Source organism: Streptomyces sp. NPDC057682, from assembly GCF_042799575.1.
Classification (GTDB): Bacteria; Actinomycetota; Actinomycetes; order Streptomycetales; family Streptomycetaceae; genus Streptomyces.
This window is the reverse complement of sequence record NZ_JBHVIN010000014.1, coordinates 80,744-93,711: the sequence shown is the minus strand read 5'-3', so window position 1 is coordinate 93,711 and position 12,968 is coordinate 80,744. Positions and strand designations below refer to the sequence as shown.

General features: G+C 71.2%; 11 protein-coding genes and 1 riboswitch. Of the genes, 6 read left to right on the top strand and 5 right to left on the bottom strand.

The window, feature by feature from the left end:
• Nucleotides 1-33 precede the first annotated feature (33 nt).
• A riboswitch (TPP riboswitch) is annotated at nt 34-150 on the top strand.
• An 81-nt stretch (nt 151-231) separates the two neighbouring features.
• The 3 genes from ACFVDM_RS24985 (at nt 232) to ACFVDM_RS24975 (ending at nt 4,060) form a co-directional block, all read left to right on the top strand.
• Nucleotides 232-1,332, top strand: coding sequence for a thiamine ABC transporter substrate binding subunit (locus tag ACFVDM_RS24985; RefSeq protein WP_383644179.1), 1,101 nt, complete (start codon nt 232-234; stop codon nt 1,330-1,332).
• An 86-nt stretch (nt 1,333-1,418) separates the two neighbouring features.
• Nucleotides 1,419-3,032 (top strand): ABC transporter permease, encoded by a 1,614-nt coding sequence (locus ACFVDM_RS24980; RefSeq protein ID WP_383644176.1) that lies wholly within the window; start codon nt 1,419-1,421, stop codon nt 3,030-3,032.
• A 2-nt stretch (nt 3,033-3,034) separates the two neighbouring features.
• On the top strand, nt 3,035-4,060 hold the full coding sequence (locus ACFVDM_RS24975) for an ABC transporter ATP-binding protein (RefSeq protein WP_383644173.1): 1,026 nt from the start codon (nt 3,035-3,037) through the stop codon (nt 4,058-4,060).
• Nucleotides 4,061-4,075: 15 nt separating this feature from the next.
• On the opposite strand, the gene ACFVDM_RS24970 is transcribed toward ACFVDM_RS24975, so the two are convergent.
• The 4 genes from ACFVDM_RS24970 to ACFVDM_RS24955 form a co-directional block, all read right to left on the bottom strand.
• A complete protein-coding gene (locus tag ACFVDM_RS24970; RefSeq protein ID WP_383644170.1) occupies nt 4,076-5,257 on the bottom strand; it encodes a hypothetical protein in 1,182 nt (393 codons plus the stop codon).
• A complete protein-coding gene (locus tag ACFVDM_RS24965) occupies nt 5,239-5,976 on the bottom strand; it encodes an ABC transporter ATP-binding protein (RefSeq protein ID WP_383644167.1) in 738 nt (245 codons plus the stop codon). The genes ACFVDM_RS24970 and ACFVDM_RS24965 overlap by 19 nt, the downstream gene beginning before the upstream one ends.
• Nucleotides 5,977-6,243: 267 nt before the next feature.
• Nucleotides 6,244-7,623, bottom strand: a complete 1,380-nt coding sequence (locus tag ACFVDM_RS24960; protein WP_383644164.1) for an aspartate aminotransferase family protein — start codon at nt 7,621-7,623, stop codon at nt 6,244-6,246.
• On the bottom strand, nt 7,608-8,099 hold the full coding sequence (locus ACFVDM_RS24955) for an Lrp/AsnC family transcriptional regulator (RefSeq protein WP_383644161.1): 492 nt from the start codon (nt 8,097-8,099) through the stop codon (nt 7,608-7,610). Before ACFVDM_RS24955 ends, ACFVDM_RS24960 begins: the two co-directional genes overlap by 16 nt.
• Before the next feature lie 178 nt (nt 8,100-8,277).
• Here ACFVDM_RS24955 and ACFVDM_RS24950 point away from each other — a divergent pair, with 178 nt between their 5' ends.
• The 3 genes from ACFVDM_RS24950 to ACFVDM_RS24940 all read left to right on the top strand — a co-directional run bounded on the left by ACFVDM_RS24950 (nt 8,278) and on the right by ACFVDM_RS24940 (nt 11,695).
• On the top strand, nt 8,278-9,717 hold the full coding sequence (locus ACFVDM_RS24950) for a gamma-aminobutyraldehyde dehydrogenase (RefSeq protein ID WP_383644158.1): 1,440 nt from the start codon (nt 8,278-8,280) through the stop codon (nt 9,715-9,717).
• Nucleotides 9,718-9,932: 215 nt separating this feature from the next.
• Nucleotides 9,933-11,096, top strand: a complete 1,164-nt coding sequence (locus tag ACFVDM_RS24945) for a PotD/PotF family extracellular solute-binding protein (RefSeq protein ID WP_383644585.1) — start codon at nt 9,933-9,935, stop codon at nt 11,094-11,096.
• A gap of 53 nt (nt 11,097-11,149) precedes the next feature.
• Entirely contained in the window at nt 11,150-11,695 is a 546-nt protein-coding gene (locus ACFVDM_RS24940; RefSeq protein ID WP_383644155.1) for a hypothetical protein, read from the top strand.
• 1 nt (nt 11,696) lies between these two features.
• Here ACFVDM_RS24940 and ACFVDM_RS24935 read toward each other — a convergent pair whose 3' ends face one another.
• Nucleotides 11,697-12,899, bottom strand: coding sequence for a serine hydrolase domain-containing protein (locus ACFVDM_RS24935; RefSeq protein WP_383644152.1), 1,203 nt, complete (start codon nt 12,897-12,899; stop codon nt 11,697-11,699).
• Nucleotides 12,900-12,968 lie beyond the last annotated feature (69 nt).

Genomic DNA, 12,968 nt, shown 5'->3' with positions numbered 1-12,968 from the left:
CCGCCGTGTAGCCTGGGCTCGAAGCCAATTTCATATTTCCGACAGGGGAGCGCCACAGCGCTGAGAGTGCGGCACCGAGGACAGGTCGGCCGCAGACCCTCTGAACCTCGCCCGGGTCATTCCGGGTAGGAAGTTCGGACCATACTCAAGCTGTTGCGCCCTGCCCACTTCCGGTTTCCACCGGTGCGGGCAGGGCCGCGTCTCTTCCTGGTCACCCCCAGGAGGAATCACATGAGCACCACCAAGAAGTTCGCGGTGACGGCCGTCGCCGCCGCGCTCGGCGCGACCGTGCTCGCCGGCTGCGGTTCCGACGACGAGGTGTCCGGCACGAAGGGGACCCAGGGCAGCGGTTCCAAGACCGTCACCCTCGTCAGCCACGACTCCTTCAACGCCTCCAAGGAGGTGCTGAAGGAGTTCACCCGGCAGACCGGCTACACCGTCAAGGTCCTCAAGAGCGGTGACGCGGGCGCCGCCCTCAACCAGGAGATCCTGACCAAGGGCTCGCCCCGGGGCGACGTCTTCTTCGGCGTCGACAACACCCTGCTCTCCCGGGCCCTCGACAACGGCCTGTTCACGCCGTACGAGGCCAAGGGGCTCGACAGGGTCACCGCCGCCGCGCAGCTCGACGCCGACAAGCACCGCGTCACGCCCGTCGACACCGGCGACATCTGCGTCAACTACGACAAGAAGTACTTCGCCGACAAGAAGCTCGCGCCGCCGCAGACCTTCGAGGACCTGGCGAAGCCCGCGTACAAGAACCTCCTCGTCACCGAGAACGCCGCGACCTCCTCGCCCGGCCTCGGCTTCCTCCTCGGCACCGTCGCCGCCTACGGCGAGGACGGCTACCAGGACTACTGGAAGAAGCTGAAGGCCAACGGCGTCAAGGTCGTCGACGGCTGGGAGCAGGCGTACAACGAGGAGTTCTCCGGCTCCGCCGGCGGCAAGAAGGCCAAGGCCGACCGCCCGCTGGTCGTCAGCTACGCCTCCAGCCCGCCGGTCGAGGTGCTGTACGCCGACCCGCAGCCCAAGACCGCCCCGACCGGTGTCGCCACCGGCACCTGCTTCCGCCAGATCGAGTTCGCCGGACTGCTCGACGGGGCGAAGAACGAGGAGGGCGGCAAGGCCCTGCTGGACTTCCTGATCAGCAAGCCGTTCCAGGAGGACATGCCGCTCAACATGTTCGTCAGCCCGGTGAACGAGGACGCGAAGGTGCCCGCGCTCTTCACCGACTTCGGCGCCGTCGTCGACAAGCCGACGACCGTGGCGCCGGACGCGATCGCCAAGAACCGTGAGCAGTGGGTCCAGTCGTGGTCCTCGCTCGTAGTGAAGTAGCGAAGACTCCCGTACGCGGACCGGGCGCGCGCGGGAGGTCCGCGCGCGCCCGGTCCCTGCGCGCCGGTGCGGTCCGGCTCGGTCTGATGGCCGTGCCCGTCGCGTTCTTCGCGCTGTTCTTCGCCTACCCCGTCGTCGCGATCGTGGGACGCGGGCTCAGGACGGACGGCGTCTGGCAGTTCGGGCGGTTCGGCGAGGTGCTGAGCCGGCCCGACATCGTGGACGTCCTCTGGTTCACGCTGTGGCAGGCGCTCGCCTCGACCGCGCTGACGCTGCTGATCGCCCTGCCCGGCGCGTATGTCTTCGCCCGGTTCGACTTCCCCGGCAAGCAGGTCCTGAGGGCCGTCGTCACCGTGCCGTTCGTCCTGCCCACCGTGGTCGTCGGGACCGCCTTCCTGGCCCTGCTCGGGCGAGGCGGCTTCCTGGACGAACTCTGGGGCGTCCGGCTCGACACCACCGTGTGGGCGATCCTGCCGGCGCACGTCTTCTTCAACTACGCGGTCGTCGTGCGCACCGTCGGAGGGCTCTGGGCGCAGCTCGACCCCCGGCAGGAGGAGGCCGCGCGGGTCCTCGGTGCCGGACGGTTCGCCGCCTGGCGCCGGATCACCCTGCCCGCGCTCGCCCCCGCCGTGGCGGCCGCCGCGCTGATGGTCTTCCTCTTCACCTTCACCTCCTTCGGTGTCGTCCAGATCCTCGGCGGCCCCGGCTTCTCCACCCTGGAGGTGGAGATCTACCGGCAGACCGCGCAACTGCTCGACCTGCCCACGGCGGCCGTGCTGACGCTGGTGCAGTTCGCCGCGGTCGGCGCCATCCTCGCCGTCCACGCCCGGACCGTGCGGCGCCGGGAGACCGCGCTGAAGCTCGTCGACCCGGCGCGCACGGCGCACCGGCCTCGCGGGGCGGGGCAGTGGGCGCTGCTCGGCGGGGTCCTGGCGACGGTTCTGGTGCTGATCCTGCTGCCGCTCGGGGTGCTCGTGGAGCGCTCGTTCGACGTCTCGGGCGGCCACGGTCTCGCCTACTACCGGGCCCTCGGATCGGCCGAGGCCAACAGCGGTACGTTCCTCGTCGCGCCGCTGGAGGCGATCGGGAACTCCCTGCGCTACGCGGTGGTCGCCACCCTCATCGCGGTGGTCGTCGGCGGACTGGCCGCTGCCGCCCTGACCCGGAGGGCCGGACGCCTCGTCCGCGGCTTCGACGCGCTGCTGATGCTGCCGCTCGGCGTCTCCGCCGTCACCGTAGGCTTCGGCTTCCTGATCACCCTCGACGAGCCGCCCCTGGACCTGCGGACCTCGTGGATCCTGGTGCCGCTCGCCCAGGCACTGGTCGGGGTGCCCTTCGTCGTACGCACCATGCTGCCGGTGCTCCGCGCGGTGGACGGGCGGCTGCGCGAGGCCGCCGCGGTGCTCGGCGCCTCGCCGTGGCGGGCCTGGCGGGAGGTGGATCTGCCGCTGGTGCGCCGGGCGCTGCTGGTGGCGGCCGGGTTCGCGTTCGCCGTGTCGCTCGGAGAGTTCGGGGCCACCGTCTTCATCGCGCGGCCCGACACCCCGACGCTGCCGGTGGCGGTGGCCCGGCTGCTGGGCCGGTCCGGGGAGCTGAACTACGGCCAGGCGATGGCCCTCAGCACCCTTCTCATGCTCGTGTGCGCGGTCTCGCTGCTGCTGCTCGAACGTATCCGCGTCGACCGTTCCGGGGAGTTCTAGGAATGCTGACACTCGAATCGGCCACCGTCCGCTTCGGCGGCCGGGCGGCGCTGGACGCCGTCGACCTGGAGGTCGCCGAGCACGAGATCGTCTGTGTGCTCGGGCCGAGCGGCAGCGGCAAGTCGACCCTGCTCAGGGTCGTCGCGGGACTCCAGCCGGCCGACGGCGGGCGGGTCCTGCTGGACGGTGCGGACCAGGACGGGGTGCCGGTGCACCGGCGCGGGCTCGGCCTGATGTTCCAGGACCACCAGCTCTTCCCGCACCGCTCCGCCGGAGCCAACGTCGCCTTCGGGCTGCGGATGCACGGCGTGCCCCGGGACGAGCGGACCCGCAGGGTCGCCGAACTCCTCGATCTGGTGGGCCTGCCCGGCGCCGAGCGCCGTGCCGTCGCGGAGTTGTCCGGCGGCGAGCAGCAGCGGGTCGCGCTGGCCCGCGCGCTGGCCCCCCGCCCCAAACTGCTGATGCTCGACGAACCGCTGGGCCAACTGGACCGGGGCCTGCGCGAACGGCTCGTCGTCGAACTGCGCACGCTCTTCGCGCGGCTGGGGACAACGGTCCTCGCCGTCACCCACGACCAGGGCGAGGCCTTCGCGCTCGCCGACCGGGTCGTCGTGATGCGGGACGGACGCATCGCCCAGGCGGGCACTCCGCTGGAGGTGTGGCAGCGTCCCGCGTCCGCCTTCGTCGCCCGCTTCCTGGGCTTCGACAACGTGGTGGAGGCGACCGTCACCGGCGAGGCGGCGGAGACGGCGTGGGGCAGGGTGCCGGTGCCGGCCGGTTCCCCGCAGGGCGCCTGCGACCTGCTGGTCCGGCCGGCCGGGGTGCGTCTCGGGGCGCCCACCGACGGGCTGCGGTGCACCGTGGAGGCCCGCACCTTCCGGGGCCACCACGTCGCCGTGACCCTGCGCCCCGAGCGCGGCCCGGCGCTGGAGGCCGAGTGCCCGCTGGACGCCACCCCGGACGAGGGCGCCGGCGTCGGCGTCACCTTCGACCCGGCGGAGAGCGTCGTCCTGCCCTCCGAGGGCTGACCGGCCGCCGGCCCCTCACGGGGTCAGCGGCAGCGCGGCCAGCTCGGCGATCGCCCAGGTCAGCGGGGCGAACACCAGGAGCAGCACACCCGCGCGCAGCGCCGTCGCCGCGCGCAGCGCCGAGGCCGGCGCGCCGAGCCGCAGCAGCGCCCGCGCGGTCCGGGCACGGGCCTGCCGCGCCTCCAAGGCCGTGGTCAGCAGCGTCGCCGTGGTGCAGCCGATGACGAGCACGGCGCCCAGGGCCGTGAGCGGCCCGAACGGCCTCGGCCCCGTCCCGTACAGCGCGAAGGCGGCGACGACGGCGGAGACGACCGCGCAGACCACGCCCAGGGGACGGCCGATCCGCTGCGCCTCGTCCATCAGGACCCGGCCCGCCAGCAGGCGTACGGCGCCGGGGCGCGCCGCCTGGAGCAGCCGCCCGCACAGATGGGTCAGCCCCGGGCCGGCCATGGCCAGACCGATCGCCGTCAGGGTCCAGCCCACCAGCACCCAGACGGGGGTGGAGTCGAGCCGGCCGGGCATCGGGAACGGGCTGCCGGACGTGGTGCGGTTCGCGTACGCCTCCACGGCCAGTCCGGCGGCCGTCAGGGCCACTCCCCAGGGCAGTCCGGCCGGCGCGGCGGCCGGGACCGGGATCTGCTCCCCGGGCACCAGGTCCTCGGTGTCGTCCTGGGTGCCCGGCCCCACCGGCCGGGTCCGCAGGGCCAGCGCGCTCGCCGAGGCGGCGGCCACGGGCACCACGGCCAGCAGCAGGAGGACGGCCGCGAGGGGCAGGGGCGTGTCGGCGGCCAGCAGCCCGGCGGCCGCACCGTCGAACGGGAGCCCCGACAGATCGCCGCGCAGATGCAGGAAGAACAGCAGCGCGACCATCGATCCCAGCGTGCAGGAGACGGCCGTGGAGACCGCCGCGATCACGCTCAGGCGCACCGGGCCCAGGCCCACGGCGGAGAGGCCGGGGCGCGGCCGGGTGCTGGGGTCCGTCCGGGCCACCGCGACCGCGAACTGCACGGTGGCGGCCAGCGGGACCAGGCACCACAGCAGCCGGAGCACGGAACCCGTCGAGTGCGCGGGGTGCCCCGAGGCGTAGCCGAGGGTGCAGAGCAGAAGGAAGCCGACCCCGGCGGACGCGGCGGCCACCAGCAGCCGTCCGGCCAGCACCAGGGGATGGGAACCGCGGGCTAGACGGAGAGCGAGCACGCCGCGCGACCCTCCGCATCGGGCTCGGCGGTCCGGCCGGCCGAGGCGACGCGCCGGCCGTCCAGCAGCGGTACCTCGCGGTCGGCCAGCGCGGCGATCTCCGCGTCGTGCGTGGCGACCACGACGGTGATGCCGTGCGAACGGGCCGCGCTCGTCAGGGTGCGCAGCACATGGGAGCGGTCGGTGCGGTGGAGCGATGCCGTGGGCTCGTCGGCGAAGATCACCGAGGGGGCTCCGGCCAGGGCACGGGCCACCGAGATCCGCTGGCGCTGGCTCTGCTGGAGGGTGTGCGGCCGCTTCCGCGCGCAGGGGCCGATGTCCAGGCGCTCCAGCCACTCCATGGCGGCCTTCTTGGCCTCGCGGTGCGGGACGCCGCGGAGCAGGAGCGGCAGCGCGGTGTTCTCCCAGGTGCTCAGTTCCGGGACGAGCTGCGGCTCGGGGGAGATCCAGCCGAATCTGTCGCGGCGCAGCCGCTCGCGCAGCCGCGGGCCCATGGTGTGGACCGGGACGCTGTTGAACCACACCTCGCCCTGCTGGGGCACGAGCTGGCCCGACAGACAGTGCAGCAGAGTCGTCTTGCCGCTGCCGCGCGGGCCGGTCACGGCGAGGATCTCGCCGTCGCGGACGCCCAGGGAGACCCCGCCGAGCGCCGGCGAGCCGTTGTGGGAGTGCTGCAGGGAACGTGCCCAGATCACGTCGTTGTCCGGCGGGGCCACCATGGCGTACACCTCGGTTCAGATCAGAAATCCCGTTCCCCCGTACGGGGGAACGAAGGAGGGGCCGATCGGTCACTCGGCACCGTAGGGATTCGGATCGCGGTGTGCGCACAGCACGCGGCCCGGGTGCGCCCCTTCCCACTCGAATGGGCGCACCCGGGCCGTGCGGACCGTATGAAATGACCGCCGGAGCCCCCCGAGGGATGGGTCAAGCGGTGGTCAAGCCGGGGCCGGGCCCTGGGCCGTCCGGCCCAAGGTCCGGCCGGGCCGTCAGAGCTTCGTCCAGGCCTCGGTCAGGACGGACCGGAGGATGCCCTCGATCTCGTCGAACGTGGACTGGTCGGAGACCAGCGGCGGGGCGAGCTGGACGACCGGGTCGCCGCGGTCGTCGGCCCGGCAGTACAGGCCGTTGTCGTAGAGCGCCTTGGAGAGGAAGCCGTACAGGACGCGCTCGGTCTCCTCGTCGGTGAAGGTCTCCTTGGTGGCCTTGTCCTTCACCAGCTCGATGCCGTAGAAGAAGCCGTTGCCGCGGACGTCGCCGACGATCGGCAGGTCGAGCAGCTTCTGGAGGGTGGTGAAGAAGGCGTTCTCGTGGTCGAGGACGTGCTGGTTGAGGCCCTCGCGCTCGAAGATGTCGAGGTTGGCGAGGCCGACCGCGGCGGAGACCGGGTGGCCGCCGAAGGTGTAGCCGTGCAGGAAGGTGTTGTCGGCCTCGTAGAACGGCGCGGCGAGCCGGTCCGAGACGATGCAGGCACCGATCGGGGAGTAGCCCGAGGTCATGCCCTTGGCGCAGGTGATCATGTCCGGCACGTAGCCGAACTTGTCGCAGGCGAACATCGTGCCGAGGCGGCCGAAGGCGCAGATGACCTCGTCGGAGACGAGCAGCACGTCGTACTGGTCGCAGATCTCGCGGACCCGCTGGAAGTAGCCGGGCGGCGGCGGGAAGCAGCCGCCGGCGTTCTGCACCGGCTCCAGGAAGACCGCGGCGACGGTGTCGGGGCCCTCGAAGAGGATCTGCTGCTCGATCTGGTCGGCGGCCCAGCGGCCGAAGGCCTCGGGGTCGTCGCCGTGGATCGGGGCGCGGTAGATGTTGGTGTTCGGCACCTTGTGCGCGCCGGGGACCAGCGGCTCGAAGGGGGCCTTGAGGGCCGGCAGACCGGTGATGGACAGGGCGCCCTGCGGGGTGCCGTGGTAGGCGACCGCGCGGGAGATGACCTTGTACTTGGTCGGCTTGCCCTTGAGCTTGAAGTACTGCTTGGCCAGCTTCCAGGCGGTCTCGACCGCCTCGCCGCCGCCGGTGGTGAAGAAGACCTTGTTGAGGTCGCCCGGGGCGTAGTCCGCGAGGCGCTCGGCCAGCTCGACGGCCTTGGGGTGGGCGTAGGACCACACCGGGAAGAAGGCCAGCTCCTGGGCCTGCTTGTAGGCGGCCTCGGCGAGCTCGTGGCGGCCGTGGCCGGCGTTGACCACGAACAGGCCGGACAGGCCGTCGAGGTAGCGCTTGCCCTGGTCGTCGTAGATGTAGGTGCCCTCGCCACGCACGATGGTGGGAACGGGCGCGTTCTCGTAGTCCGACATGCGGGTGAAGTGCATCCACAGGTGGTCGTACGCGGTCCGGCTGAGGTCCTTGCTCACGGCTATCGGGTTCCCCACATATAGGTCTGCTTCTTGAGCTTGAGGTAGACGAAGCTCTCGGTGGAGCGCACGCCGGGGATGGCCCGGATGCGTTTGTTGATCGTCTCCAGCAGGTGGTCGTCGTCCTCGCAGACGATCTCCACCATCAGGTCGAAGGAGCCCGCGGTCATCACCACGTACTCGCATTCGTCCATGGCCGCCAGGGCCTCCGCCACCGGGTCGAGGTCGCCCTCGACGTTGATCCCGACCATCGCCTGCCGCCGGAACCCCACGGTGAGCGGGTCGGTGACGGCGACGATCTGCATCACGCCCTGGTCCAGCAGTTTCTGGACCCGCTGGCGTACGGCGGCCTCGGAGAGGCCGACGGCCTTGCCGATCGCGGCGTACGGACGACGCCCGTCCTCCTGGAGCTGTTCGATGATCGCCAGGGAGACGGCATCGACCGCTGGGGACGATCCGTTCCCGTTCCTGGAGTCTGCGCTGCGACTGGCCACGGAGTCACTCTGCACCGGGACTCGTCTGTATCGCAACCCTGGATCGATGAAATTCGTTGTCATGCCACCCAGATCTCACTGAATCCGAAGATGACGGCGGTTGGCTATGTCGAAACCGTTACCCATGCGTCTAGGCTGGACGTCTCACCCATTGGACGTGTCGACAGGAGGGGTGGTTGTGACCACCGAGGTGCGCCGTCTGCGCAACTACATCAATGGAGAGTTCCGCGATGCCGCCGACGGGCGGACCATCGATGTGGTCAACCCGGTGACGGAGGAGGTCTACGCGACCTCCCCGCTGTCCGGTGCGGCCGACGTCGATGCCGCCATGGACGCCGCCGCGGCCGCCTTCCCCGCCTGGCGCGACGCCACGCCCGCCGAGCGCCAGCGCGCCCTGCTGAAGATCGCGGACGCCTTCGAGGAGCGCGCCGAGGACCTGATCGCGGCCGAGTCCGAGAACACCGGGAAGCCGATCGGTCTGACCCGCACCGAAGAGATCCCCCCCATGGTGGACCAGATCCGGTTCTTCGCGGGTGCGGCGCGGATGCTGGAAGGGCGCTCGGCCGGCGAGTACATGGAGGGGATGACCTCCATCGTCCGCCGTGAACCGGTCGGCGTCTGCGCGCAGGTCGCGCCGTGGAACTACCCGATGATGATGGCCGTGTGGAAGTTCGCCCCGGCGCTCGCCGCGGGCAACACCGTGGTCATCAAGCCGTCCGACACCACCCCGGCGTCCACGGTGCTGATCGCCGAGATCATCGGGCAGATCCTCCCCAAGGGCGTCTTCAACGTCATCTGCGGCGACCGCGACACCGGCCGCGCGATGGTGGAGCACAAGATCCCCGCCATGGCCTCCATCACCGGTTCGGTCCGGGCCGGCATGCAGGTCGCCGAGTCCGCCGCCAAGGACGTCAAGCGGGTCCACCTGGAGCTCGGCGGCAAGGCCCCCGTCGTGGTCTTCGAGGACACCGACATCGCCAAGGCCGTCGAGGACATCTCCGTCGCCGGATACTTCAACGCCGGCCAGGACTGCACGGCCGCCACCCGTGTGCTCGTCCACGAGTCGATCCACGACGAGTTCGTCACGGCGCTGGCCAAGGCCGCCGCTGACACGAAGACCGGCCTGCCGGACGACGAGGACGTGCTCTACGGCCCGCTCAACAACGCCAACCAGCTGGCGCAGGTCAGCGGCTTCATCGAGCGGCTGCCCGCGCACGCCCGGGTCGAGGCAGGCGGCCACCGCGTCGGCGACAAGGGCTACTTCTACGCCCCCACCGTCGTCTCCGGCCTCAAGCAGGACGACGAGATCATCCAGAACGAGGTCTTCGGCCCCGTCATCACCGTCCAGTCCTTCACCGACGAGGCCCAGGCCGTGGCATGGGCCAACGGCGTCGAGTACGCCCTGGCCTCCTCCGTCTGGACCAAGGACCACGCCCGCGCCATGCGCATGTCCAAGAACCTCGACTTCGGCTGCGTGTGGATCAACACCCACATCCCGCTCGTCGCCGAGATGCCCCACGGCGGCTTCAAGAAGTCCGGTTACGGCAAGGACCTCTCCGCCTACGGCTTCGACGACTACACCCGCATCAAGCACGTGATGACCTCCCTCGACGGCTGACCGCCGCTCCGTCCCCCGGACACGGCCCCGGGCGCACCCCGTGCGCACCCGGGGCCGTTCCCGTACCCGGATCTCCCCCGCCGGCCGGGCCGTCTTCCGCTCCCGCCCTCGACAGGGTGTGCGTACCGGGCGGGCACCGCTGGACGGATGGTCCATTGCCCGCCGTACCGTCCGGACGGCATCCTGCGCGGGTGAGAGCGATCCCGAACCACCTCATGTCCCGCCGGTCCCTGCTCACCGCCCTCGGGGCGGGAGCGGCCGGTGTCACGCTGGCCGGCTGCGGAGTCCCCGCCGCCTATGTGAAGCCGGGCGACCGCGCCGGCCGCGACTACTCCGCCGGCGATCACAGCCTGACCTTCGCCAACTGGCCCCTCTACATCGACACGGACGACGACGACGCGTCGAAGCGGCCCACCCTCGACGCGTTCAGTGAACGGACCGGGATCTCCGTCACGTACACCGAGGAGATCAACGACAACGACGAGTTCTTCGGCAAGATCAGCCCCGCCCTGATGAACCACCAGCAGACCGGCCGGGACCTGGTCGTCATCAGCGACTGGATGGCCGCGCGCTTCGTCCGCCTCGGCTGGGTCCAGGAGATGGACCGGGCCAAGCAGCCGAACGTCGCCAAGTACCTCGACCCGCAGCTGCGCTCGCCCGCCTTCGACGAGGGCCGCCGGCACAGCGTGCCCTGGCAGTCCGGAATCACCGGCATCGCCTACAACCGCAAGCGGCTCGGCCGCGAGATCAAGCACCTGAGCGATCTCTGGGCGCCCGAACTGCGCGGCAAGGTCACCCTGCTCTCCGGGCTCGACGAGTCCTTCGCCCTGCTGATGCAGGGCAACGGCGTGGACATCACCCGCTGGACGCGGGACGACTTCTACGAGATCTGCGACCAGGTCGAGAAGCTGGTGAAGACCAAGCACATCCGCCGCTTCACCGGCAACGACTACATCAAGGACCTCTCCACCGGCGACGTCCTCGCCTGCCAGGCCTACTCCGGCGACGTCATCCAGCTCCAGGCGGACAACCCCGAGATCGAGTTCGTGGTGCCCGAGGAGGGCGCCGAACTCTGGGCCGAATCCCTCATGATCCCCAATCTCGCCCGCCACAAGCGCAACGCGGAGAAGCTGGTCGACTACTACTACGAGCCCGAGGTCGCCGCCGAACTCGCCACCTGGGTCAACTACGTCTGCCCGGTACCCGCCGCACGCGACGTCCTGGCCTCCTCCAAGGACGAGGAGACCGCAGCCCTCGCCGAGGACCCGCTGATCTTCCCGGACGACGCCATGCGCGAGCGGCTGGCGATCGCCCGGGACATCACCTCCGAGGAGCGCACCGAGTTCGCCAAGAAGTGGAACTCGATCGTCGGGTTGTGAAGGCGCCACCGGGCGACGTAAAGGGCCCGTAAACCCGGGCGTACGCTGCGGACATGAGCGAGCGACGCGCCCTTCTCAGGCGCATACGCGTGTGGCTGGTCGTCTTCATCGTCTGTCTCGTGCTGAGCGGGCTCACCGCCTTCCCGCTCGTCCACGAAGTGCGCTGGGCCGAGGACCTGCTGACTTCCCCGGCCTCCCCGGTCCCCGAGCACGTTCCCGCGCTCATGGACTGGATCACCCGGGTCCGCACCGGGCTCGACCGGGCCGACACCGACCACCCCTTCGTCCTCTACGGCACCGACTGGCTGGCCTTCGCCCATCTGGTGATCGCCGTCGCCTTCTACGGCCCCTACCGCGATCCGGTCCGCAACATCTGGGTCGTCGAGTTCGGCATGATCGCCTGCGCCGGCATCGTCCCGCTCGCCCTGATCTGCGGACCGATCCGGGACATCCCCTTCTGGTGGTCGGTCATCGACATGTCGTTCGGCGTCTTCGGCGTCGTCCCCCTGCTGATCGTGCGCCGGCGGATCAAGGAGCTGGAGGCCCTGCCCGCCGACCCGGAACCGGCGCCCGGCGGGACGCCCGCGTCCGTCGCCTGAGTCACCCGCGCGACGGGGCACCGAGAGCGGCCACCACCACGTTCATCGCCGTGGTGTTCATGTCCTGGCCCTTCGCGTCCGTCGCGTTGACGCTGTAGACCAGGGTCCGGGAGAGATCGCGGGTGGCCGCTATCGCGGTGTTGTACCCCCACCGGCCACCCGTCTTGCCCCACACCTCGTGACCGCCCAGCCTCATCATCGAGAGCCCCGCGCTGTGGGCGGCCGGCGCGCCCGTCCCGTACTCGCGCACCTCCTCGCCCGGCAGCGTGAACATCGCCTCCAGCAGCGGGCCGCGCACCACCCGGCCCGCGAACAGCGCCCGGGTGAAGCGCTCCAGATCGGCCGTGGTGGAGATCAGGGCGCCCGCCGCCCAGGTGTCGCTGGTGCCCCACACCGTCACATCGCGCAGCTCGCCGTCCCCGTAGACCTGGTACCCGCGGTTGTGCGGACCCCGGATCGTGGGGTCGTCGCCCGGGAGATAGGTGTCCTTCAGGCCCAGCGGCTCCAGGATCCGGCGGGTGACCTGCGAGGCGTACGAGTCGTGGGTGACCCGCTCGATCAGCAGCCCCGCCACGGTGTAGCCGATGTTGCCGTACTCCTGCTGCGTGCCCGGCGCGAAGGTCCGCTCCCGCGCGGTGGCGCCGCGGACCACCTCCGCCGGGTCGTACCGGTCGAAACGGTGCGCGTAGACCTCCTCCGGCGTGGTGTATCCCGGGCCGATGTTCGGGATGCCGCTCGTGTGGTTCAGCAACTGGCGCACGGTGACCGTGCCGTACGCGGCAGGGATCAGATCCGGCAGGTACCGGCGCACGGGCCGGTCCAGACCCAGCCGGCCCTCCGACGCCAGTTGCAGCACGACCGCGGCCGTGAAGACCTTGGTCACCGATCCGGCCCGGAAGCGGCCGGCCGGGTCGGCGGGCCGCCCCGACACCAGATCGTGAACCCCGGCGCTGCCCCGCCAGACGCCCGAGGTGCCGCCGACCCGCACCAGGGCCGCCGTGGCGTCCCCGGACGGCAGTCCCAGCAGCGCGGAGCGCAGCGCCTCCGCGTCCGGCGCGCCGTAGGCCGGGGGCACCGAGGGGGCGGAATGACCGGCGGCGGACGCCGGGGAGGGGGCCGAGGCCAGGGCCGGCGAGGCGGAGCCCGCCGCGATGCCGAACACCAGGGCCGCCGCGACGACGGTGCGGGACGTACGAGTGGTCATGACCGGTGCCTCCTGGGCGGGTCGGACGGCCGGGAAGGGTTCCCGACTGCTCCCGGAATCCATCCTGTT